Below are 22,416 nucleotides of genomic sequence, written 5' to 3' on the forward strand. Positions count from 1 at the left end.
CGACTTCTCAGCGGCCGGTACTCGACGGCGGTGTCGCGTTGGCCCCTGAGACGACGACGGTGGCTCCGTCGGGGAAGTCTTCGGGGTGGGCGAGCAGCGCGGCGAGAGCGGTGGCTCCGCCGGGTTCGGCCACGATGCGCAGCCGCTGGTGGAGGAGTGCCTGGGCGGTGGCGATGTTTTCGTCCGCGACGGTGAGGGTCTTCGTGCCCAGCGAGAGGCCGACCGCGGTGGCTATGCGCCCCGCCCGGCGGGCACCGAGGCTGTCCAGGGCGATCCCGCCGACTTCCACGTCCACCGGTTCGCCCGCCTCCAGCGCTGCTGTGAGCGAAGGCGCCGAGGACGGTTCGGCTGCGATCACGCGGTTGCGCCCGTCCAGCGCCAGAGCGACTCCCGCGTACAGGCCTCCCCCACCGCACCCGACCAGCACGGGCTGTCCCTCCGGCACCTGCTCGGCGAGCTCCAGGCCGAGCGTGCCCTGCCCGGCCACCGTCTGCGGGGCGTCATAGGCGTCGACGTGGAAGGCGCCCTCGCGCCGGGCGTGATCCCGGCTGGCGGCCAGCGCGTCGGCGTAGAAGCCTTCGACGCGGCGCAGGCGTGCGCCCAGGGACTCGATGATGTCGGTCTTGGCCTTGGGCGAGAAGTCGGGCACGAACACGGTGGCGGGCAGGTTCGCTGCGCGTGCCGCCCAGGCCACGGCGGCCCCGTGGTTGCCTCCCGACGCGCAGCAGACGCCTGCGGTCGGGGCGCCGCGTTCCGCGACGCGCAGGAGGGCGAGCGTGTTGGCCGCGCCACGGACCTTGAAGGAGCCGGTGTGCTGGAGGAATTCCAGTTTCAGGGTGACGGGGACGGGCACGTCCAGTTCCCCGGCCGCCACCCGAATCACGGGGGTGCGGCGCACCACGTCGCGGATTCGTTCGGCCGCGCGGGCGATGTCCGCCGACGAGGGGATGTTGACGGGCTGCTCGTTCATGGGCGGTGTCCGAGGGAGGTGGTGGGCGAGTCGGCTGAGGGGGACGCGCTCGGACTGTCGCTGGTCCGCACGGCGCGGCGGTCCGTGGTGTCCACGTGGAGGCGGAAGATGTCGGGCCGTGCGTAGTGGCCGACGGGGTCGAAGTCGTAGCGGGCGCGTGGGATCAGTGCCATGTCGAGGTCCGCGGTCAGCAGGATCTCCTGGTCCAGGACGGGCCCGGCCAGCACTTCGCCCAGCGGGCCGATGATGCTGCTGCCACCGCGGGAGACGAGTTGCTCCGGGTCGGTGCCGTACGGCGTGGGGTGGTCCGGGGGGAAGTCCCCGACGCGCAGGCACTGGTTCGCCACCAGCACGAAGCACCTGCCTTCCATGGCGATGTGGCGCATGGTCGCGTGGTGGCTTTCCCTGCTGTCCGCCGTCGGCGCGCAGTACAGCTCGATGCCTTGCGCGTACATGGCCAGTCGTGTCGCGGGCATGAGGTTCTCCCAGCAGATCACGGCCCCGAGCCTGCCGAGCTCGGTGCGGTGCACGTCGAGGGTCGAGCCGTCGCCGAACCCCCAGATCATCCGCTCGGCGCCGGTGGGCATGAGCTTGCGCCGCTTGCCGAGGAGCGCTCCCGCGGCGGAGAAGAACAGGACCGTGCAGTAGAGCGTGCCGTGCTCCCGTTCGACGACGCCGATGACCAGGTGGGTGCGGGCATCGGCCGCCAGTTCGCCCAGCCGGTCCGTGACGGGGCCGGGCACCTCCACGGCGCCGCTCCAGTACCGGGCGAACTCCTCTCGTCCGGCTGCGGTCCGGTCGCCCACCATTGCCCCGAACGCCGATCCCTTGGGGTAGCCACCGATGAACGCCTCGGGGAACACCACGAGATCCAGGTTCCGCTCGGCTGCCTCGGACAGCCACCGCTCCACGACGCGCAACGTGGCCACCGGGTCGAACGGGACCGGGGCGGCCTGCACGACGCCCGCCCGAACGACTCTGTTGTGAGTGCTGTCGTCACTGGTCATGCCCGCGAGGATGCCGGTGATGACGCGGTTGGGGGGAGCCGTTGCCCCGTTCAGTGGGACATGTGGGGCATGAGCAGGCGCTGGGTCGCAGCGGGATGATCGGTCCGGTTCACGGTGAGACGGTCCCGCTGAGCCGCGAGAGCGCCTTGGCGGCCGCGCGGACCTGATCCGTCAAGGGGGACAGCGGCCGGGACGCCGGGACGGACACCGACAGCGCTCCGGTGATGGCCCCGTGGCGGGCGAGGACGGGTGCGGCGGCACAGCACAGGCCGTCGCTCACCTCCTCGTGGTCGAAGGCCACGCCGGAGCGGGTGAACCCGTCGAGTGCCGCACGGGTGCGTTTCGCGATCCCCCGGTCGGTCACGGCTTCCAGTGCGCGCTTGCGCCGCTCCTGGGGGAGCCCCGCGAGCAGGACCTTGCCGACCGCGCTGCCCGCCGGTGGCTGGAGGAGCCCGACTTCCGAAGGCGCGACATCCCCGTCACGCCCCACGAGCTTGGCCACGTAGCAGACGGCGTCGTCCACCAGGACCGCGAGGTGCACCGTCGCTGCCGTGCGCCGGTGCAGTTCAGCCAGGACGGGTTGCCCGACGGCGGCCAGCCGCGCTCCCGACCAGCGCGATCCGAGTCGGAACAGGCCGGAGCCCAGGGTGAAGCGCTCGCCGACCCGAGTCACGGCACCGTGGTCCTCCAGCTGGGTCAGCAACCGGGACACGGTCTGCTTGGGGATGCCCGTCGCGCGGGTGATCTCGGCGCAGCGCATGGGGGTGCCGGAGGTCTCCAGAGCGCCGAGGACCGTGAAGGCCCCGTCGAGGACCCCGCGCCCGGATGGTGGTCCGCTCATCGCCCACGCCTTCCCTGGAGGAGAACCGGTGACAGGTGATTCGCTGACAGCGTCGTGCCCGGTCGCGCTCGGCGGTCAGTTCGACGGGGTGGCGGGGTAGACGAAGCCCTCGTCCCGGATGTACTGGTAGCCGACGCTGATCTGGTCCTGGGCGCACGCGTCGGTCACGCAGGTGGCGTTGTCCCCGCGACCCTCGTGCCAGAACAGCCGCAGTGCGACGGTGCCCTCCCGCTGTGCGGGGTAGACGTGCCCTTCCTCGCGGACGAAGACGTACCCCACTTCCTCCTGCTGCCGGACGCACGCCTCGGTCCCGCAGGTGACGATGTCCCCGCGAGCGTCGTTCCGGTAGGTCCTCAGCGGCACGGTGCCTTCCGCACGGGAGGCCAGCACCCGCCCCTCCGTGCGGGCCAGGCCGTACTCGGCGCGCCGTTGCCCCAGGCACGCGTCGGCGGCGCAGGTGGCGTTGTCCTGAGGGCCCGGGTTCCAGTACAGCCGCAGATCTTCCAGAACGGGCCTCGCGGCTGTGGACGACGAGGCGGTGGTGGACGACGTCGGAGCGGTCGAGGCCGGTGCGGGCGGTGTCGTGCTGCGCGGCCCCTCCACCGTTCCACCGCTCGCGGTTCCCTGGTGCGGCCACTGCTGCCAAACGATCGCCGCCGCGGTCAGCAGGGCGAGCACGGCCACGCCCGCGATGGCCGTCACCGCCCACCGCAGGCCCCGGCGGGCGGGCGGCGGGGCCGGGGAGGGGTGCCCGACCCGCGTCGGCTCGCCCGCGAAGAGCGAGGTGGAGGGCGGCGGGGAGACGGCGGAGCGGGCCGTCTGCGCTGCGGGCGCGGGGTCCTGCCGTCCGGCGGGCAGCAGTCGGGCGACGGCGGCGCGCTGGTCGTCGATCATGCGGTGCACGGCGGGCAGCCAGGGCCGCACCGACGGCGGGACGGGGTGCGCCATGTCGAGGACCTGCTCGGGGCTGGGGCGCCTGCCGGGGTCCTTCTCCAGGCACCGCTGCACGAGCAGGCGCACCCGCGGCGGCAGTGCCGAGAGGTCGGGGTGGGCGCTCACGACGTTGCTCAGCGTCTGCCACGTGGAGGCGCCCGCGAACGGGCTGCGTCCCGTGCACGCCGCGGCGAGCACCGCCCCCAGGGAGAACACGTCGCCGGCGGGCCCGAGCGGGCGGGACTCGGCCTGCTCGGGGGACATGAACCCCGGCGAGCCGACCATGGAACCCACGTGGGTGAGGTGTCCGCCGGGGTCGTCCACGGCCTTGGCGATGCCGAAGTCGATCACGCGGAGGCCGTCGTCGGTCAGCAGCACGTTGGAGGGCTTGAGGTCCCGGTGCACCAGGCCGACCCGGTGGATCTCCTGCAACGCCGTGGCAAGTCCGGCGGCCAGGCGCAGCGCCGACTCCTCCGGCAGCGGTCCGGCCGTCGCCACGGCCTCGTGCAACGAGGGGCCCGGCACGAACACCGAGGCCAGCCACGGCACGTCCGCGTCCGCGTCGGCCTCGACCACGGCGGCGGTGTAGGCGCCGGAGACCCTCCTGGACGCCTCGACCTCGCGGCTGAAGCGGGCGCGGAACCCCTCGTCCTGGACGAGGGCGGCGCGGACCAGCTTGACCGCGACCAGTCGTCCGTCCGGGCCGGAACCGAGCAGCACCCGCCCCATGCCGCCCCGGCCCAGTTCCGCGAGGACGCGGTAGCGGCCGATGGCGGTCGGGTCGGACGCTGCGAGCGGCTTCACGGCACCCCCTCCGAGCGGGTCGACTGGCGCTGCGGATTCCGTGCGCTCCGGCGGTTGCTTCGCCGGGACGCGTCCCGGCAAGACCGCGCCATCCTAACGATGATCAACCTCGCCGCCGCGTCAGGAGTGGCTGACACGAACCACTACTCGGTGATACCGTATAGCAGTAGTCGGTGTTACGCAGTACCGGAAGAGAGGTGTTGTGGACGATCTGACGGAGATGCTCAAGGGCACGCTCGAGGGGTGCGTGCTGCAGATCATCGGCGGCGAGGAGACCTACGGGTACGCCATCACGCGTCGGCTGAACGAACTCGGCTTCACCGACGTCATCGAGGGGACGGTCTACACCATCCTGCTGCGACTGGAGCGCAACGGGCTGGTCCGGGTCGTGAAACGGCCGTCCGAGAAGGGGCCGCCGCGCAAGTTCTACGCGCTCAACGACGCGGGACGCGAGGAACTGGCCAGGTTCTGGGCGAAGTGGGAGTACCTCTCATCACGGATCGACAAGCTCAAGGAGGGCTGGAGATGAACTTCTGGGAGACCGTGACGGGCAGCGATCTGACCAGGGCGTGGAAGGCGTTCGAGGCCAGGGCCGAGGCGTTGCCCGCAGGCCACCGGGCGGCGTGGGAGCGGATCAAGGCCCACCTCCTCCCCCGTTCCGGCTTCACGGGGCGCGACCTGCTGCCGGTCCTCGACGGCGTCCTGGGACTGCTGGAGGAGACGGCCGCGGACGGACAGGGCGTTGACGAGGTGCTGGGCGACGACATCGCGGGTTTCTGCGCCGCGCTGGCGGGCGGAGAAGGGCTCCGCGACTACCGCGACCGGTGGCGCGAGCAGTTGAACAGCAACGTCGCGCGCAAATTGAGCAGGCTGGGGGGCTGACATGGGCATCCGGGACATCATCGAGGGCAAGAAGCACTGGCGGGCGCACGTGGCTCGGGTCAAGGCGCTCCCGCCGGACTACCGGATCGTCTACGGGGAGATCCAGAAGTACTTCTTCAAGGTCGGGCCGGTCGACCTGCCCGACGGGCGCCTGCTGTCGGGGATCGTCGACTTCTTCGAGGAGGGCGCCGCGGCGGGCAGGCCGGTCCTGGAACTCGTCGGCCACGACGTCGCCGCCTTCTGCGACGACCTGATCAAGGACTCCCCCACCTACACGGACATCTACCGGGCGTCCCTCGGCGGCGAACCCGGCAAGACCTCCTGACCCGAGGCGATCGTCCCGCTGTCCGCGTCAGCCGGTCAGCCCAGCGAGGCCGTTGCCGCGCGCAGGTCGTCCAACGCGGCCAGCGCGTGGTGCGCGAGCCCCCGCCCGTCGTCGCGGTCCTGTTCGGACCACTGGGCGTAACCCCGTTTGAAGGCGAGGACTCCCAGTTCGGCCGCGAGGTGCGCGGTGGGCTCGGGGATGTCGCGGGCGACGAGCGCGGTGGTCATGGCGGCCGCGAGACCGACGCTCTTGAGGGCGTCCCGCTCCTGCAGTTCGGTGCTGGCCGCCACGGCCACTTTCAGCCGGGGGCCGAGTTCGCGGTTCGCCGGGCCCATGGCGCTGGAGGCGCGTTCGAGGCCTGCCGCGACGGCCTCCAGCGGGCTGGCGTTCGCGGGCGCCTCGGCGATCCCCTCGGCGAGCAGCCTGCTCAGCGTCTCCTGGCCCGCGACCAGCAGTTCGCGCTTGTCGGAGAAGTGCCGGAAGAAGGTGCTCTTGGTGACGCCCGCGCGTTCGGCGATCTGCGCCACGGTGGTGGCGTCGTACCCCTGTTCGGTGAACAGGTCGACGGCCGCGACGACGAGTCGGTGGGTCGTGTCCGGTTGCCATCGGGCCATGTGCCCATCATAGGTGATGGGACAAAAGTCCCATCACTGTGTACGGTGACGGGACAAAAGTCGCATCACTTGGGGAGGGCCCATGCGCGTTTTCGTCACCGGCGGTACCGGCACCATCGGCTCCGCCGTCGTCGCCGAGCTGCTCAACGGCGGCCACACCGTGCTCGCGCTGGCCCGCTCGGACAAGTCCGCGCAAGCCCTCGCCGACGTCGGGGCCAGGGTGCTGCGTGGGCAGTTAGCCGACCTCGACGTCCTGCGGGCCGGCGCAGCGCGGTCCGACGGTGTGATCAGCCTGGCCTTCGGCAGCGACTACAGCACCGAGCAGGCCCTCGCGCGGTCGATCGCCGAGGAGAGCGCCGCCATGGCCGTGCTCGGGGAAGAGCTCGTCGGCAGCGACCGCCCGATCGTCACCGTCTCCGGAACGCCCTGGGTGGCCGGTCGCGCCTGCACCGAGGCCGATCCGCTGCCCACCGACGGGCCGGTCGGCGGTCGTGGCCGTTCGGTCAACGCGCTGCTGGATCTGGCCTCGCGCGGCGTCCGCGCGACGGCCGTCCGGATGCCGCGCACGGTCCACAACGAGGGCAGGGGCGGATTCGCGGGCCTGCTGACCGATCAGGCACGCCGCACCGGCGTGGCGGGCTACCCCGGCGACGGCACCCAGCGCTGGCCCGCCGTGCACGCCCGCGACGCGGCCGTGCTGTTCCGGCTGGCGCTGGAGTCGGCACCGGCCGGGACGGCCTGGCACGCCGTGGCGGACGAGGGCGACGCGGTCCGCGACATCGCGGCCGTCATCGGCAGGCGCCTCGGGCTGCCGGTCGAGCCGGTGCCGCAGGAGAACTTCGGCCCGTTCGGTCCGATCTTCGCCATGGACCAGCCCGCCTCCAGCGCCCGCACCCGCGAGGTCCTCGGGTGGTGGCCCCGGCACCCCAGCCTCCTCGACGACCTGGAGAACATCCAGCCCTGAGGCCCTCACGCCGGGCGCAGGCCGCGGCAGACGTCCACCGGCCGTTGTCGGCACCGCCTCGCACCACTGCGCGAGGGTTTCAGGGCCTGCGGCCGCGGAAGGTGCGGCGCAGGTCGCTCACCCAGGCCTCGGGGTTCTCCCAGGGGATGAAGTGGCCGCCGCGATCGTGGGCGCTGACGTTGACGTGGTTGAACCAGCGGGCCTGCGGGCCTGCCTCGAACGCCCGGACGCGCTCGTCCGCGGTGTGGACGCCAGGCGGGTTCTCGTAGGTGACGAGGGTGAGGCCGACCGGGGCCTGCACGACCGGGGTGCGGTCGTGGGCCGGGGCCCAGGGGTAGCGGTTGGCGTTGGCGTAGTAGCGCATGGACGTGGCGATGGAGTTGTTCACCCAGTAGATCGTGGCGTGGGTGAGCATGTCGTCCTTGGTGAAGACGGACTCGACGTCGCCGCCGTTGTCGCTCCAGGCGTTCCAGCGCTCCAGCAGCCAGGCCAGCAGTCCGGCGGGCGAGTCGCTCAACCCGTGGGCCAGGGTGGCGCCGTCGAGCGTGTGCACGGCGAGGTGGGACGCCCAGCGGCGGTCCAGTTCGACGATGCGGGCGCGAACGTCGGCGGGCTGGTCCTCGGTCAGGGGGAGGTTGCGGGCGAAGTCCCAGGAGCGGGGACCCGCGAAGAAGTCCAGCGGCAGCCCTGATCCGATGTGGACGCCGTAGAGCTGGTCGGCGTACTTGTGGCCGAGCTGGCTGGAGACCAGCCCGCCGATGTCGCAACCCCCGGCCGCGTACTTCCGGTGTCCCAGGGTCTCGGTCATCAGGGTGTGCCACAGGTCGGCGACCTTCCAGAAGTTGACGTCCGGAAAGCCGGTGAGCGGGCCGGGGAAGCCGAAGCCGGGCAGGGACGGCACGACGACGTCGAAGGCGTCGGCGGGGTCGCCGCCGAACGCGGCCGGGTCGGCCAGCGGGTCGATCACCTTCGACCAGTGCCAGAACGTCCACGGCCAGCCGTGGGTGAGGATCAGCGGGATCGGCCGGGGGCCGCGGCCGGCCTTGCGCATGAAGTGCACCGGCACACCGGCCACGCTCACCTGGTAGTGCTCGTAGGCGTTGATGGCGGCCTCGGCCCCGCGCCAGTCGTAGCCGTGCCGCCAGTAGTCGACCAGCTCGCGGAGGTAGCCGTCCGGGACGCCGTAGGACCAGTCCTGATTCCCCTCGTCCAGCGGCGCGCGGGTCAGCGCGAGGCGGGTGCGCAGGTCGTCGAGGGCCTCGTCGGGCACGCGGATCGGGGTGGGTTGCAAGGGGAAGGCGTGCGGAGTCGTCATCACGTGGTTCCTCACCGGCGGGGAAGCGGTGCCGTCGGGCGGTCGGGCGCCGAACCGGGCCATCGGCGCGTGGGACCTGTACCAGTACCACTCATCCGCCCGAGGTGTCCGGACGCTGCCGCCGCACCGGTTCGGCTTGGACCGGGAACCGGCATGATCGCGCCACGGCCTGTTGACCTTGCCCCTGGGGGAAGCAGCAGCATCAAATCACCGGTCGCGGTGACCGGGGACGGGGAAGGTGGTGGGGGACCTGCTGACGATCGGGGCGTTCGCCAGGGCCGCGCGGCTGTCGCCGAAGGCGCTGCGGCTCTACGACGAACTGGGTCTGCTCCGACCCGCTGCGGTGGACGCGGAATCCGGCTACCGGTTCTACGACGCCGACCAGTTGGAGCGGGCCCGGCTGATCGCCTGGTTGCGGCGGCTGGGCATGCCGTTGGCGCGTGTCCGCCGGGTGTGCGACCTGGGGGCCGCGGAAGCCGCCGCGGAGATCGCCGCCTACTGGGACCACGTCGTGGCCGAGACCGCCGCGCGTGGACGGCTGGCCACCTTCCTCGTCGACTACTTGTCCGGAAGGGGAAGTGCCGTGGCCGACGAGGTGAGCACCTTGGGTATCCGGTACGCCGCGCGTTCGGTGTCGGGGCTGGTGCGCACGAGCAACGAGGACGTGGCCTACGCGGGCAGCAGGTTGCTGGCGGTGGCCGATGGGATGCGAGGACCCGGCGGGGACCGGGCCAGTGCGGCGGCCGTCGCCGCGCTCGTGCCGCTGGAGACCAGGAGCGTGCCCGCCGACGAGCTGCTGGGGGTGCTGGCGGAGGCGGTCGGGGAAGCGGACCAGGCGATCCGGGACATCGCCGAGTCCACGCCCTCGGGCGAGGTGGTCACCACGCTGACCGCGATGCTGTGGGCGGGGTCGAGGCTCGCGCTGGTGCACATCGGCGACACCAGGGCGTACCTGCTGCGCGGTGGCGAGCTGTTCCAGATCACCCACGACCACAGCCACGTGCAGTCGCTGGTGGACGAGGGCAGGCTCACCGCGGAGGAGGCGGCCTCGCACCCGCACCGCGCGATGCTGGTCCGTGCGCTCACCGGCTCCGGCACCAGCAGGCCGGACCTGTCGCTGCACACGGCGTTGGCCGGTGATCGGTACCTGCTGTGCTCCGACGGGCTGTCCGCGGTCGTGCCCACCGGGGCGCTGCGCGAGGCGTTGATCGGGACGGGCGATCCGGAGCGGGTGCTGGACGACTTGCTGGAGCTGGCCTACGAGGCGGGGGCACCGGACAACATCGCGTGCGTCGTGGCCGATGTGGTGGAGGTGTGACGACCGGGCGGGTACCGCCTGCCAGTGGTGGCGGTACCCGCCCGACCTCGATGTAGTGACAAAAATTGATTTCTGTCATTACAACCACGTAGTGTGGCCCCATGGAAGAACGACACGCGGAGGCCGTCGCGCGCGGCGCGGAGGACCTGCCGGACAACTGGGGCCGCTGGGGCGAGGACGACGAGCTGGGCACGCTCAACCTGATCACCGGGGAGGCCCGCGCCAGGGGCGCCGCCGAGGTCCGCACCGGCAGGGCGGTGTCGCTGGCGCAGCCGGTCCGGCCCCGACCGCTGGTCAGCGGCCCCTTCGCCCCCTCCAGCCAGGAGGTCTCGGCGGTCCAGCAGGTCATGGCGTACACCGGTTCCCCGGCGCCGGCGACGGCCGACGTCATGCTCGTCGCCAACCACCACCTGGGCTCGACGCACATCGACGCGCTCGCGCACATCCACCGCGACGGCCTGGTCTACCCGGGGCGCAGCCTGGCGGAGAGCGTGACCCTGGCCGGGGTGCACCACGGCTCCACGACGGCGTTCGCCGCCGGGATCACCACCCGCGGAGTCCTGGTCGACCTGGCCGCGGACGGCCCGCTGCAGCCGGGCCACGCGGTCACCTCGCGGGACTTCGAGGCCGCCGAGGAACGCCAGGGGGTGCGACTGGAACCGGGGGACGCGCTGGTGGTCCGCTGCGGGTGGTCGGCCGCTCCCGACCCCGAGCGCCCCATGCCGGGGATGAGCCTGGACGCGGTCCGGTGGATGCACGGGCGCGGCGTGTCGCTCTACGTCGGCGACATCGGCGACGCGCACCCGGCGCTGGACCCCGCCTGCCCCCTGCCGCTGCACGGGGTCGCCCTGCCCTTGATGGGGATGCCGCTGGTGGACGGAGCCGCCGTGGACGAGCTCGCCGCCGTCTGCGCCGAGCTGCGCCGTTACTCCTTCCTGCTCGTGGTCGCGCCGCCACGCATCCACGGCCTGACCGGGGTGCCCGTCAACCCGATCGCGCTGTTCTGAGCGGCGGGTTGACACCACTGGCTAATGTCATTAGCTTTTAGGCTATAGACATTAGCCAGTGGAAGCGGTGGACATGACGGAGTTCCTGGAGTTCGACGGTGGTCGGCTCGCCTACGACGTGGCCGGTGAGGGGCCGCTGGTGGTGCTGGCCCACGGCATCGGCGACAACCGGTCGGCCTACCGCGAGGTGGCCGCCGGGCTGGCCGCCGCCGGTTACCGCGTGGCCAACGTGGACCAGCGCGGCCACGGCGAGTCCAGCACCGGCTGGGCCTCCTACACGCGCACCGACTCGGCCGCCGACCTGCTGGCCGTGGTACGCCACCTGGGCGGCCCCGCGGTGCTGGTGGGCCACTCGTTCGCGGGCGGCGCCGCCACCATCGCGGCGGCCCAGGAGCCCGAACTGGTCGGTGCCGTGGTGGAGATCGCCCCGTTCACCCGCGCGCAGAAGGTCGACTTCGGTGGCCTGTTCTCGCACGCCCGGTACCGCAAGGGCATGGCGCTGCTCATGGGCATGGGCGCGTTCCGCAGCGTCGGGCTGTGGAAGCGCTACCTCCACCACGCCTACCCCGGCGCCAGGCAGGCGGGCTTCGCCGGGCACCTCGCCGCGCTCGACGCCGACCTGCGCAGGCCCGGCCGGATGGCGGTGGTGAGCAGGATGGGCCTGTCCCCCGCCACCGACGCGGGCGCCCGGCTCGGCGACCTCCGGTGTCCCGTGCTGGTCGTGGAGGGGTCGCTGGACCCCGACTGGACCGATCCCCGCGCCGAGGGTGAGGCCGTCGTGGCGGCCATGCCCGCCGGGCTGGGGCGGGTCGAGGTGATCGAGGGGGCGGGACACTACCCGCACGTCCAGTTCCCGACCGAGGTGCTCGCGGTGATCCTGGCCTTCCTCGGGGAGGTCAGCCGTGGCTAGGGCGGCGCTGTCCGCGGACGCGGTCGTCGGGATCGCGCTGCGGCTGGTCGACGAGCAGGGGCCCGCCGCGCTGACTCTGGCGGCGGTGGCCTCCAGGGCGGGGGTGGCCACGCCGTCGCTGTACAAGCACGTGCGCAACCTGGCCGAGCTGCGCGCGCTCATGTCGGCGCGGATCCTGGAGGAACTCGCCGAGCGGATCGGGCGGGCCGTGCTCGGCCGCTCCGCCGACGAGGCGATCCGCGCGTTGATGACGACCTGGCGCGACTACGCCGTGGAGCACCGCCACCGGTACGCCGCGCTCGTCCAAGCCCCGGAGCCGGAGACGGCGGGGGCCGGGGAGAATCTGGTCGACATCATGCTGGCGGCCCTGCGCGCCTACGGCATGGAGGAGTCCGAGGCCATCCACGCGGTGCGCTGCCTGCGCGCGGCCGTCCACGGTTTCGCGGTGCTGGAAACCGAGAACGCGTTCCAACTGCCCGATCAGGTGGACGAGACCTACGAACTGCTGATCCACATGGTGGTCACCGGGCTGAGGACTCCTCGCCGCACCTGAAGCCGGGGTTGAGCAGCAGCGGTGCAACCCCGACCCGCTCCGGAACGGGCACTCGCGGTACCTGTATCACCAGGATCTCCCGGACACGCAGGACGCCTGTCAGCCTGTACGAGTCGACGCAGAGCAGAAGTAACAGCTCCACGGGAGACGCGCACGGCGGCCGCCCGAGGAACGCACTGCGGCTTCACCCCCATCAGTTCGACTCAGCTGCACGGACGCGCGGCCGTGTCGGCACGTGCTGCCACGGCAGAAGGAACGAAAACCGATGACGGAAAACCAGTTCACCACTCACGCGGACCTTTTCGATCTGAGTGGGAAGAGCGCACTTGTCACTGGCGGCACCAGGGGCATCGGGATGATGATAGCGCGCGGCCTCCTGCAGGCCGGTGCCCGCGTCATCATCAGCTCGCGCAAGGCGGACGCATGCGCGGAGGCACAGCACCTGCTGTCCGGATTCGGCGACGTTCGAGCATTCCCCGCGGACCTGTCCGGGTACGACGAGTGCCAGCGCCTCGCCGATCTCGTCAAGGCCGATTCGGAACGCCTGGACATCCTCGTCAACAATGCGGGAGCGATGTGGCGCGAGCCGCTGGAGACGTTCCCGAACGAGGCCTGGGGCGCGGTGATCGACCTCAACCTCAAGTCGCCGTTCTGGCTGGTGCAGGCACTGCTCCCGGCACTTCGCGGGGCGGGCACCGCCGATGATCCCGCGCGGGTCATCAACATCGGCAGTATCGCCGCCATCCACGTCGCCGATTCGCCGAACTACTCGTACGCCAGCAGCAAGGCGGCACTCCACCAACTCACCAGGGTGCTCGCCAGGGAATTGGGCCCGCAGCACGTCACGGTGAACGCGGTAGCCCCTGGACCGTTCCCGTCGCAGATGATGGCGGCCGCGCTCGATGCCATCGGCGACACGATCGTGGCGAAAGCCCCGCTGCGCAGGCTCGGCCGCGACGACGACATGGCGGGTGTCGCCGTGTTCCTCGCCAGCCGGGCCGGGGCTTACCTCACGGGCGCCGTCATCCCGGTCGACGGCGGCATCGCCACGACCGCATCAGGTACCTAGGCGTCGGCGCGAGGCCGTGTCATCGGGGTACCAGCAGAACCTCCCTTCGCCTGCGGACATGCCCCTACGGTGAAGGCGTGGCCCCGATCGATCCGCGCACCGAGATCAAGGAATTCCTGAGTTCGCGTCGCGCGCGGCTCACGCCCGAGCGGGCCGGACTGCCCGTCCACGGCGGCAACCGCCGGGTCAAAGGTCTGCGTCGCGAAGAGGTGGCTCTGCTGGCAGGGGTGTCGGTCGACTACTACGTGCGCATGGAGCGCGGCAGTCTCACCGGTGCCTCCGACGGTGTGCTCGACGCGATGGCCTCCGCCCTGCAGCTCGACGAGGCCGAGCGCGATCACCTGTTCCACCTCGCGCGGCAGTCCAGGGCACCCGGCGGTCCACGCCGCCCGCGACCCGCCGTGACGGTGCGTCCGGCACTTCAGCGGGTGCTCGACGCCATCACCGACGCGCCGGCGTGGATCTGCAACGCTCGTTACGACGTGCTGGCCACGAATCGACTCGCCCGCGCGCTGTATTCACCGGTGCTCGCCGACACGCGGCGGCAGGCGAACACCGCTCGGTTCATCTACCTGGATCCCGGAGCGGCAAGGACGTTCTTCGTCGACTACGACCGAATCGCCTGCGATGTGGCCGCGAAGCTGCGCATGGAAGCCGGCCGCGATCCGCACGACGAGGAACTGACCGCCCTGGTCGGTGAACTGGCGACAAGCAGTGAGCTGTTTCGGCAGCGGTGGGCATCCCAGGACGTCCGGCTCCACCGGTCCGGACGCAAGCGTGTGCACCACCCGGTAGTGGGCCTGCTCGACCTGGACGTCGAGTCGATGGAGATGTCCGCCGAACCCGGCCTGCTCCTGAACGTCTACACCGCGCCCGCGGGCACGGCGACCGCGGACGGTCTGGCCCTCCTGGCGTCGTGGGCGGCAGGCCGGGAGAAGCGGGCGACCGGGATCCAAGCACTCAACTGATGTGCCAACCCGTTCAGTCCGGCCTACCCGCGATCCGGGGCCGGCGCGGCGGTGCCGCTCGTGGCCGTTCCGGGCTGGGTGTGCAGGATCTCGTGGGCCTGTTCGGCGGCGCGGGCGATGCTCTCGCCGACGAAGTCGATGAAGCGGGCGATGTTCTCCAGGCGGGTGGCGGCGGGGCTGCCCGGACCGAGGACGTCGACGCCCTGCCGCGCGGTGCCGGCGAGTGCCGCGTGGGAGCGGGCGGCGGCGATCATCGACTGGTACCAGACGTCGGTGTCGGCGGTGTAGTGATCGCGGCGGCGTTCGTCGCGTTCCCGGCGGATGAGGCCCTGGCTCTCCAGGAAGGTGGTCGCCTTGGACACCGAGGCCGGGCTGACCCGCAGGCGCTGGACGAGTTCGGCGGCGGTGAGGCTGCCCGCGTCGGTGGTGTAGAGGCTGGTCAGCACTCGGGCGGCCATCCTGGGCAGGCCGGACTGCATGAGCAGGGCGGTGAAGGTCTCCTCGTAGTCGCGCACGGTCGAGGCGTCGCGCCCGTGCGCCTGCGAGAGTGCTTGAGGGCTTCGGGGGGTGGTCTTCCTGCGTCGACGGGCGCGGTGCTGGGTGGCGTGCTGGGCCAGGTCGGGGCGGTAGGCGGCGGGGCCGCCGTTGCGGATGACCTCGCGGGTGATCGTCGAGGTGGGGCGGTGCAGTCGTCGGGCGATCTCGGCGTAGGGCAGGTCCTCGGCCAGCCCCAGCGCGATCTGCTGGCGCTCCTGCTGGGTGAGCCTGCCTCCGGGCATCGCGGTCTCCTCGTGCTCTCCTCGGGACGCCCAGAGTAGCGTTCAGCTTCTACTCATTGCAACAAAGAGGCACTTCCGTTGCCTTAAATTTTGATCCATTGCAACGATATTGTACATTTGAGCTGCTGTTATGCAGTTAGATCGCAACGACCTTGTTGCTAGGTCCTCAAACGCAACGTAGCTTTTCCGGTGTCAGAAACACCGATCGACGACTCCGGGAGTGCCACGATGCACGAGTTCCCCACCCCCTCCCCGATCTCCGTGGTGCTGGACGTGCCCGCAGGGCGGGTCCGGTTCATCGCCGCCGACCGGCCCGACACCGCGGTCGAGGTCCTGCCCGCCGATGCCGCCAAGGACCGCGACGTGAAGGCGGCGCAGCGCACCGCGGTGGACTACCGCGACGGCGTTCTGCGCATCACCACCCCGACCGGCAACCGGCTGCTGAGCCCCGGCGGAGCCGTCGAGGTCACCGTCGGGCTGCCCGCCGGTTCCCACGTGGAGGCCGAGGCCGCCGCCGCCGAGGTGCGCGGCGTCGGACGGCTCGGCGAGGTCGCCGTCACCGGTGCGTACGGCGCGATCAAGCTCGACGAGGCGGCGGGCGCGCACCTCACCACCGCCGCGGGCGACATCACCGTCGGCCGTCTCACCGGGCCCGCGCGCATCAGCACCGACCAGGGCGACATCGACATCGCCGAGGCCACCCGCGGCACCCTCGTGCTGCGCACCCAGGCGGGCCAGGTCCGCGTCGGCGCCGCCACAGGGGTCTCGGCATCCCTGGACGCGGGCACCGGCCACGGCCGCATCCACAACAGTCTCACCAACACCGGGGGCGCCGCGCCCCAACTCGCCATCCACGCCACCACCGCCCACGGCGACATCACCGCCCGCAGCCTCTGACCCCGGCACAGGCCGGCAACCACCATCGAAGGAGCGCACACCGTGTCCGCCACCACCAACCAGGACCAGTTCACCCCGCAGACCGGCCCGGACCGCCCCGAGCTGCGGAAGGTCATCCAGGAGATCGTCGACTCCGGTTTCCTCGGGGTGCAGCTGCGCGTGCACGACGAGCGGGGCGAGTGGGTCGGCAGCGCCGGGCTCGGCGAGCTGGGCGGGACCGCCGCGCCGCCGGTGGACGGACGGGTCCGGATCGGCAGCAACACCAAGACCTTCATCGCGGCGCTGGTGCTGCGACTGGTGGCCGAGGGCAGGACCGGGCTGGACAGCCCGGTGGCCGACCACCTGCCGGAGTTCGGCCTGGACCGGCGGATCACCGCGCGGATGCTGCTGCAGCACACCAGCGGGTTGTTCAACTTCACCGGCGAGTACTACGAGGACGGGACGGTGGTGCCGGGGATCGCCTGGCAGGGCCGGGAGTGGGTGGACAACCGGTTCACCACCCACCGGCCCGAGGACCTGGTGCGGCTGGCGCTGGCCAAGCGGGCGCGCTTCGAGCCGGGCGCGGACTGGAGCTACTCCAACACCAACTACGTGCTGGCCAGGCTGCTGGTCGAGAGGATCACCGGCCGCCCCTTCGAGGAGGAGATGCGTCGGCTGGTCCTCGATCCGCTGGGGCTGTCGGAGACCTCGGCACCCGAAACCGGGACCGACGTCCCCGAGCCGCACGCCCACGCGTACTACCGGTACGAGGAGGCGGGCGCGCGGCAGACGGTCGACGTCACCCGCCAGAACCCCTCCTGGATCTCCGGCGGCGGTGACATGATCTCGACCACCCGTGACCTCCGCGCGTTCCTCTCCGCCCTCGTGGGCGGCAGGCTCCTGCCCGCCCCGCTGCTGGCCGAGATGCTCACCCCGCACCCCAAGGCGGGTTACGGCCTGGGCGTGTTCGTGCAGGACACCGACCGCGGCGGCACCGTCATCACCCACAACGGCGGCATCGCGGGCCACGCGGCGCTGATGTACACCACGCCCGACGGCAGCAGGACGCTGACCGCCGCGCTGAACTACGTCGACGACGCCGCGCAGTCGCTGGCCGGGCCGTTCCAGCAGGCGACGCGGCGGTTGGTCGAAGAGGTGTTCCACGGCGGACGGGCCGGTTGAGCCGCCCCCTCCTCGATGCGATCACCGGTCCGCGGGCAATCTTCGGCAGGAACACGAAAGTGACGGCCACCGCGATCGGCGCAGTGGCCGTCACCTGCCCCCCAAACAGCGGGACCAGGTGCGCGTCCCCCCGACGCGCACCGGACCCCGCTTCCCCCGTTGAGTGCGGGGACAGTCCACCTCACCGCGGCCCGTCGGGACACCGATCCGGGAAACTCCTGGACGTTCCTGGACGAACCGGGCACGGGCGGTGCCACGCTGGATCATCCTCGACCAGGGCGGTTGGGCGTGACCACCGCCGTGGGACCGCGCCGCCGCACCAGCAGCAGGCTGAGCACGATCGGCACCACCAGCAGCACCGCACCGACCATGCCCGCCCGCAGTCCCACGGCGTCGGCGACCACGCCCAGCAGCGGCGGGTAGAGCACCGAGCCGGACACCGCCGCCGCCGACAGCGCGCCGCTGACCCGGTTGAGCCGTCCGGGGAACAACCCGCCGCCGATCGCCATGATCATCGGGTAGACCGGGCCGTAGCACACGCCGACCAGGCCGAACAGCACCAGCCGGGGCCCCGTCCCGGTCACCGCGAGCGCGGCCAGCAGGAACACCCCGGACGCCACGACGCACAGGCAGGCGAAGGCGGTGTAGCCGATCCGCTCCACGACCCGCTCGGCGGTCCACCGGCCCAGCGCCAGGCCCGCCCAGTAGACCGCGAGCACCAGCGTCGCCGCGGCCACGGTGGTGCTGTCCAGCAGCCGCACCACCCAGTTCGACACCGCCAGTTCGGCGGCGACGTAGAGGTTGATGGCCAGGGCGAGCCCGGTGAAGGGCACCAGGCTGCCCGCCAGCCGCAGGCTCCCGCCGCGCGCCGCGGTGTCCTGGCCCCGGCCCGACGGCATCCCGCCGCCCAGCAGTGCCGCCGCGGCGGCCGCGGCCGCCAGGGCGGTGCCCACCAGCACCGGTCGCCAGCCGATGTCCAGCAGCGACAGCCCGCCCACGGCCAGCGGCCCGGTGAACGCGCCCAGCGCCACGTACAGGTGCAGCCGGTTCATCGCCCGGCCGCGCTGGTCGCGGTGCAGGTCGAGGAACAGGCCGTTGAGGCCACCCTCCAGCACGCCGACGGCCCAGTAGCCCGGTGCGGCCGCGGCGACCAGCAGCGCCCACGTCGGGCACAGCGCCATGGCCAGCAGGGCCGCCGGGTAGGCGAGCGCGGCCGTGCCGAGGACGGCCTGCCGCCCGCACCGGTCGACCAGGTGGCCGCTGGTGACCGCGCCGAGGGTGTAGAGCAGGGCGCCGGTGAACAGCAGCACCCCGAAGTCGGTGTCGCCGCGCTGGAAGTGCCCCAGCAGCGACCGCACCAGCGAGGGCAGCAGCACCAGGTTCCACCCGAGCAGGAACGCCACCGCGTACACCGCGGCCCTGAGCCTGGCGCCCCGCACTACATTCCCCAGTCCACGCGCGACAGCTCGGCGTGCAGCGCCGCGTGCGCGGCGAGCACCGTGGTGCTGGCGTGGTCGACCTCGGCCCCGTCGAGCGTGGTGGCCCGGCCGCCCGCCTCCTCGACGGCCAGCGCCCCGGCGGCGTAGTCCCACGGGCCGCCGTCGACCTCGATGAACGCCGACAGCGCGCCCGTGGCGACCGCGCTCAGCGCGGCGGCCCCGCAGCCGGTCATGCGGATCTCCGCGCCCGAATCCCACACGTGGTCGAGGATGTTGCGGGCCTGGCCCTGCCACGGCGGCGCGGACGCCGACAGCGCGACGGCCGGTGCGGTGGTGGGCGGCGGGCCCAGGGCCAGCCGTCTGCCGTCCAGCCACGCGCCGCCGCCGCGTTCGGCGAGCAGCACCGTGCCCTCCAGCGGGTCGTGGAACCCGCCGACGACCACTCGCCGCTCGCGCACCAGCGCGATGGTCACGCCCCAGGGCCGCAGCCCGCGCACGTAGTTGCCGGTGCCGTCGAGCGGGTCGACCAGCCAGATCCGGTCCGGATCGCCCATCAGCACCCCCCGTTCCTCGGCGACGACGAAGTCGTGGGGGAAGCGGCGGCGCAGGGCCTCGACGATCAGCGCCTCGGACCGGATGTCGGCGCTGCACACCAGGTGGCCGCCTGGTTTGTGGCCCACCACGTGGTCGTCGCGCATCCGCAGCAGCAGCGCGCCCGCCTCGCGCAGCACCTCCTCGACGAACGCGGTGACCTCCGCCGCGTCGCCGCCCGCCGGACCGTTCACAGGGCACCCCGGTCCCGCAGGCCGAAGAACTCGGCCAGGATCGCGTTGTCCTCGTAGCCCAGCCTGCGGGCTGCGGCCTCCTGGCGGGTGAACCACCGCAGGCCCTGCCCCTCGGTGAGCACCACCTCGGACAGGTCCAGGTCGATGGCGGTCCAGAAGGTGTGCTCGACGCCGTAGGAACGGCGGCGCGAGCACAGGGGGCGCACCGCGGCCGGGTCGAGCACGACCCCCATCTCCTCCTCGATCTCGCGCCGGATGCACTCGTGCGGCCGCTCCCCCGGTTCCAGGTAGCCACCGGGCAGGCACCAGTGGCCGGGGAAGCTGATCGTCGGCTTGTCGTCGCGCTGGTGGAGCAGCACCTGCCCGACCGGGTTGACCATCACGATGTTCGTGCCCTCGTCCACGTCGGTCCCTCTCAAGCGGTCCGGGTGTAGGCCAGCACGACCTTGCGCACGGCCGCCACCACGTCCTCGACGTCCTGCCGGGTCATCTTCGGGTAGAGCGGCAGGGACGCGATCCGCCGCGACAGGTCCGCGGCGACCGGCAGCGCGTCGGGGTCCATGCCCCACCGGTCGCGGTAGTAGGGCTGCAGGTGCATCGAGGTGAAGTGCACGCCGGTGCCGATGCCCTCCTCGCGCAGCGCCAGCAGGAACTCGTCGCGGCTGATCGTCAGCGCGTCCAGGTCCAGCACCACGACGTAGAGGTGGTGGGCGTGGACGCCGAAGCCCCGGTGCGCCAGCGGCCGGAGCGCCGCCAGGTCGGCGAACCGCTCGTCGTAGCGCGCCGCGTACTCGGCGCGGGTGTCGCGGAAGGCGTCCAGCTTGCCCAGCTGGTGCAGGCCCAGGGAGGCCTGCAGGTCGGTCATGTTGTACTTGAAGCCGGGTTCGACCAGCTCCCAGTGCAGCGCGCCGTCGGGCGAGTAGCGCTTCCAGGCGTCGCGGGAGATGCCGTGCAGGCTCAACACCCTGGCCCGCTCGGCGAGCGCGTCGTCGTCGGTGGCCAGCAGCCCGCCCTCGGCGGTGGTCATGTTCTTGGTCGGGTAGAAGCTGAACGCCGCGGCGGTGCTGAGCCCGCCGACCTTGCGCGCGCCGTGGGTGGCGCCCATGGCGTGCGCGGCGTCCTCGACGATCGGCAGGCCGTGCCGCCGGGCGATGGCGGCCAGCGCGTCCATGTCGCAGGTCTGCCCGGCCATGTGCACCGGCACGACGGCCCTGGTGCGCGGGGTGATCGCGGCTTCGACCCCGGCGGGGTCGATGTTGAGCGTGTCGGGCTCGACGTCGACGAAGACCGGTGTGGCGCCCAGGTGCAGGATCACGTTGGCGGTGGCGGGCCAGGTGACCGGCGAGGTGACGACCTCGTCGCCGGGGCCGATGTCCAGCGCGGCGAGGGCCACGTGCAGCGCGCCGGTGCAGGAGCTCATCGCCACCGCGTGGCGCACGCCCAGGTACTGCGCGCACAGCGCCTCGAACCGCTTGGTCTTGGGGCCGGTGGTCAGCCAGCCCGACCGCAGCGTGTCCAGGACCTCCCGCTCCTCCTCGCGCCCGACCAGCGGCAGGGCGAAGGGCAGGAAGGCGCGCCGCACCTTCTCCCCGCCGTCGCGGGCGGGGGTGCTCACCACGGCCTTGAGCGCCTCGACCGTGCAGTACCGGGGGTCGTCGACGTCCACGTCCGCCAGCGCGTGGCGCAGCTCCTCGACGCCCTGCTCGACGCCCGTGTCCGCGGTGAAGCCGGTCAGCTCCCGGAACGCCGCTTGGCCGACCCGGTAGCTGCGCTGGTCCGGGCCCCCGTCGGTGATCCGCACCGGGACCGCCCCCAGGCGGGCGCCGATCCGGCGGGCCAGGTCCGCGATGGTGGCGTTCTCGCCGACCACGTTGAACACCCCGCTGATCGGGACGCGTTCGCGGGGCAGCTCCAGGCACCGCAGGTAGGCCCGCGCGGCGTCGGCGACGTGCAGCAGCGGACGCCACTGGCCGCCGCCGTGGACGTGGATCGGCCTGCCCGCGACGGCGTGCGCGACCATGCGGTTGACCACCAGGTCCAGGCGCATCCGAGGCGAGGCGCCGAACAGCGTCGCCATGCGCAGCGACAGCACCCGGAAATCGGGTGAGGCCAGCGCGTCCAGCGCTTTCTCGGTGGCCTGCTTGGTGCAGGCGTAGACGGTCAGCGGGCGCAGTGGCGACGACTCGTCGAGCACGCCGTCCCCGCCCGCGCCGTAGACGCTGCACGAGGAGGCGAAGACGAACGTGCGCACGCCCTCGGCGGCGGCCAGCTCGGCCAGCCGCACGGTGGCGTCCTGGTTGACCTCCACCGTCCAGTCCGGGTCCAGATCGCCCGCCGGGTCGTTGCTGATGGCGGCCAGCGCGACCACCGCGTCCACGCCCACCAGGTCGGCGGCGGCCAGGTCGCGGACGTCGCAGCGGCGGACGGTCAGCGCCGGGTGCCCGTCGACCGCGGCCAGCACGTGGTCCCCGAAGTAGAACTTGTCCACGGCCACGACGTGGTGGCCCGCCTCCAGCAGCACCGGCAGCAGCACCGAGCCGAGGTAGCCGCCCGCGCCGGTCACCATGATCCTGCTCTGCATCATTCCCCCCAGAGATGCGCGAATTCCGGGTCAACTTATCCGCCCGGTGGACCGCCGAAAAGCGGGTTTGTCCTTTCGAGGGGGGCGTCGGGCGGTCATTTCGACGATGTGATGACACGCCTTCGACTCCAGTTGTCACTCAGTCGAGTGGCATTGTGTCACTGAATCGAGCAAACACGCGCGTGCCGTTCGCGTGAACCAGGAACTGAAGTATTTTCACGGAAGTCGGCGCGCAGGAGATCGGCGCGCGGCGCGTTCCGGACCCGAACGGCGGCGGGCCACCCCGCCCGTGTG

23 protein-coding genes are annotated in these 22,416 nt (G+C 72.1%); 12 read left to right on the top strand and 11 right to left on the bottom strand.

Annotated elements, in window-relative coordinates; all coding sequences use genetic code 11:
* Nucleotides 1-7: 7 nt before the first annotated feature.
* The 4 genes from JOF41_RS12695 to JOF41_RS12710 all read right to left on the bottom strand — a co-directional run bounded on the left by JOF41_RS12695 (nucleotide 8) and on the right by JOF41_RS12710 (nucleotide 4,555).
* Nucleotides 8-970, bottom strand: a complete 963-nt coding sequence (locus tag JOF41_RS12695) for a serine/threonine dehydratase (protein ID WP_244989577.1) — start codon at nucleotides 968-970, stop codon at nucleotides 8-10.
* Nucleotides 967-1,977 carry a carbon-nitrogen hydrolase family protein gene (locus JOF41_RS12700; RefSeq protein WP_209618927.1) on the bottom strand — a complete coding sequence of 337 codons (1,011 nt, stop codon included), beginning with the start codon at nucleotides 1,975-1,977 and terminating at the stop codon, nucleotides 967-969. Before JOF41_RS12700 ends, JOF41_RS12695 begins: the two co-directional genes overlap by 4 nt.
* A 109-nt stretch (nucleotides 1,978-2,086) precedes the next feature.
* Nucleotides 2,087-2,818 carry an IclR family transcriptional regulator gene (locus tag JOF41_RS12705; RefSeq protein ID WP_209618929.1) on the bottom strand — a complete coding sequence of 244 codons (732 nt, stop codon included), beginning with the start codon at nucleotides 2,816-2,818 and terminating at the stop codon, nucleotides 2,087-2,089.
* Nucleotides 2,819-2,893: 75 nt separating this feature from the next.
* The gene (locus tag JOF41_RS12710; RefSeq protein WP_209618930.1) at nucleotides 2,894-4,555 is read right to left on the bottom strand and encodes a serine/threonine-protein kinase; all 1,662 of its coding nucleotides are present in this window, start codon (nucleotides 4,553-4,555) and stop codon (nucleotides 2,894-2,896) included.
* A gap of 202 nt (nucleotides 4,556-4,757) precedes the next feature.
* Between JOF41_RS12710 and JOF41_RS12715 the strand changes: the two genes are divergently transcribed.
* From JOF41_RS12715 to JOF41_RS12725, 3 genes are read left to right on the top strand one after another with little or no spacing between them, the layout of a single operon-like run.
* The gene (locus JOF41_RS12715) at nucleotides 4,758-5,084 is read left to right on the top strand and encodes a PadR family transcriptional regulator (protein WP_209618931.1); all 327 of its coding nucleotides are present in this window, start codon (nucleotides 4,758-4,760) and stop codon (nucleotides 5,082-5,084) included.
* Nucleotides 5,081-5,437: a DUF1048 domain-containing protein gene (locus JOF41_RS12720; RefSeq protein ID WP_209618932.1), complete on the top strand. Its 357-nt coding sequence runs from the start codon at nucleotides 5,081-5,083 to the stop codon at nucleotides 5,435-5,437. Before JOF41_RS12715 ends, JOF41_RS12720 begins: the two co-directional genes overlap by 4 nt.
* Before the next feature lies 1 nt (nucleotide 5,438).
* Nucleotides 5,439-5,762: a DUF1048 domain-containing protein gene (locus JOF41_RS12725; RefSeq protein WP_209618933.1), complete on the top strand. Its 324-nt coding sequence runs from the start codon at nucleotides 5,439-5,441 to the stop codon at nucleotides 5,760-5,762.
* 35 nt (nucleotides 5,763-5,797) lie between these two features.
* Here JOF41_RS12725 and JOF41_RS12730 read toward each other — a convergent pair whose 3' ends face one another.
* Entirely contained in the window at nucleotides 5,798-6,376 is a 579-nt protein-coding gene (locus JOF41_RS12730) for a TetR/AcrR family transcriptional regulator (protein WP_189223567.1), read from the bottom strand.
* Between the two features lie 82 nt (nucleotides 6,377-6,458).
* Here JOF41_RS12730 and JOF41_RS12735 point away from each other — a divergent pair, with 82 nt between their 5' ends.
* Nucleotides 6,459-7,340, top strand: coding sequence for an SDR family oxidoreductase (locus JOF41_RS12735; protein ID WP_209618934.1), 882 nt, complete (start codon nucleotides 6,459-6,461; stop codon nucleotides 7,338-7,340).
* A gap of 79 nt (nucleotides 7,341-7,419) precedes the next feature.
* On the opposite strand, the gene JOF41_RS12740 is transcribed toward JOF41_RS12735, so the two are convergent.
* A complete protein-coding gene (locus tag JOF41_RS12740; RefSeq protein ID WP_189223565.1) occupies nucleotides 7,420-8,655 on the bottom strand; it encodes an epoxide hydrolase family protein in 1,236 nt (411 codons plus the stop codon).
* Between the two features lie 241 nt (nucleotides 8,656-8,896).
* On the opposite strand from JOF41_RS12740, the gene JOF41_RS12745 reads away from it, so the two are divergent.
* The 6 genes from JOF41_RS12745 to JOF41_RS12770 all read left to right on the top strand — a co-directional run bounded on the left by JOF41_RS12745 (nucleotide 8,897) and on the right by JOF41_RS12770 (nucleotide 14,480).
* Nucleotides 8,897-9,973 (top strand): MerR family transcriptional regulator, encoded by a 1,077-nt coding sequence (locus JOF41_RS12745; protein ID WP_209618935.1) that lies wholly within the window; start codon nucleotides 8,897-8,899, stop codon nucleotides 9,971-9,973.
* 101 nt (nucleotides 9,974-10,074) lie between these two features.
* Nucleotides 10,075-10,980 carry a cyclase family protein gene (locus tag JOF41_RS12750; protein ID WP_189223563.1) on the top strand — a complete coding sequence of 302 codons (906 nt, stop codon included), beginning with the start codon at nucleotides 10,075-10,077 and terminating at the stop codon, nucleotides 10,978-10,980.
* Nucleotides 10,981-11,053: 73 nt separating this feature from the next.
* Complete coding sequence (locus JOF41_RS12755; protein ID WP_209618936.1) at nucleotides 11,054-11,890, top strand: alpha/beta fold hydrolase; 837 nt, start codon at nucleotides 11,054-11,056, stop codon at nucleotides 11,888-11,890.
* Entirely contained in the window at nucleotides 11,883-12,443 is a 561-nt protein-coding gene (locus tag JOF41_RS12760; protein ID WP_209618937.1) for a TetR/AcrR family transcriptional regulator, read from the top strand. Before JOF41_RS12755 ends, JOF41_RS12760 begins: the two co-directional genes overlap by 8 nt.
* Before the next feature lie 265 nt (nucleotides 12,444-12,708).
* The gene (locus JOF41_RS12765; protein WP_189223560.1) at nucleotides 12,709-13,512 is read left to right on the top strand and encodes an SDR family oxidoreductase; all 804 of its coding nucleotides are present in this window, start codon (nucleotides 12,709-12,711) and stop codon (nucleotides 13,510-13,512) included.
* Between the two features lie 77 nt (nucleotides 13,513-13,589).
* Complete coding sequence (locus JOF41_RS12770) at nucleotides 13,590-14,480, top strand: helix-turn-helix transcriptional regulator (protein WP_189223559.1); 891 nt, start codon at nucleotides 13,590-13,592, stop codon at nucleotides 14,478-14,480.
* A 23-nt stretch (nucleotides 14,481-14,503) separates the two neighbouring features.
* Here JOF41_RS12770 and JOF41_RS12775 read toward each other — a convergent pair whose 3' ends face one another.
* Entirely contained in the window at nucleotides 14,504-15,259 is a 756-nt protein-coding gene (locus JOF41_RS12775) for a GbsR/MarR family transcriptional regulator (RefSeq protein ID WP_209618938.1), read from the bottom strand.
* Nucleotides 15,260-15,487: 228 nt separating this feature from the next.
* Here JOF41_RS12775 and JOF41_RS12780 point away from each other — a divergent pair, with 228 nt between their 5' ends.
* Both JOF41_RS12780 and JOF41_RS12785 read left to right on the top strand, forming a co-directional pair.
* Nucleotides 15,488-16,156, top strand: a complete 669-nt coding sequence (locus tag JOF41_RS12780; RefSeq protein WP_209618939.1) for a DUF4097 family beta strand repeat-containing protein — start codon at nucleotides 15,488-15,490, stop codon at nucleotides 16,154-16,156.
* 42 nt (nucleotides 16,157-16,198) lie between these two features.
* A complete protein-coding gene (locus JOF41_RS12785; protein WP_189223556.1) occupies nucleotides 16,199-17,317 on the top strand; it encodes a serine hydrolase domain-containing protein in 1,119 nt (372 codons plus the stop codon).
* Between the two features lie 263 nt (nucleotides 17,318-17,580).
* On the opposite strand, the gene JOF41_RS12790 is transcribed toward JOF41_RS12785, so the two are convergent.
* From JOF41_RS12790 to JOF41_RS12805, 4 genes are read right to left on the bottom strand one after another with little or no spacing between them, the layout of a single operon-like run.
* On the bottom strand, nucleotides 17,581-18,720 hold the full coding sequence (locus JOF41_RS12790; protein ID WP_209618941.1) for an MFS transporter: 1,140 nt from the start codon (nucleotides 18,718-18,720) through the stop codon (nucleotides 17,581-17,583).
* 35 nt (nucleotides 18,721-18,755) lie between these two features.
* On the bottom strand, nucleotides 18,756-19,541 hold the full coding sequence (locus tag JOF41_RS12795; RefSeq protein ID WP_209618943.1) for an inositol monophosphatase family protein: 786 nt from the start codon (nucleotides 19,539-19,541) through the stop codon (nucleotides 18,756-18,758).
* Nucleotides 19,538-19,945 carry an NUDIX domain-containing protein gene (locus JOF41_RS12800; protein WP_209618945.1) on the bottom strand — a complete coding sequence of 136 codons (408 nt, stop codon included), beginning with the start codon at nucleotides 19,943-19,945 and terminating at the stop codon, nucleotides 19,538-19,540. Before JOF41_RS12800 ends, JOF41_RS12795 begins: the two co-directional genes overlap by 4 nt.
* An 11-nt stretch (nucleotides 19,946-19,956) precedes the next feature.
* Nucleotides 19,957-22,122, bottom strand: a complete 2,166-nt coding sequence (locus JOF41_RS12805) for a bifunctional SDR family oxidoreductase/aminotransferase class I/II-fold pyridoxal phosphate-dependent enzyme (protein WP_209618955.1) — start codon at nucleotides 22,120-22,122, stop codon at nucleotides 19,957-19,959.
* Nucleotides 22,123-22,416 lie beyond the last annotated feature (294 nt).

Origin of the sequence: Saccharothrix coeruleofusca, assembly GCF_017876325.1 — a bacterium.
In the GTDB taxonomy this organism is placed as follows: Bacteria; Actinomycetota; Actinomycetes; order Mycobacteriales; family Pseudonocardiaceae; genus Actinosynnema; species Actinosynnema coeruleofuscum.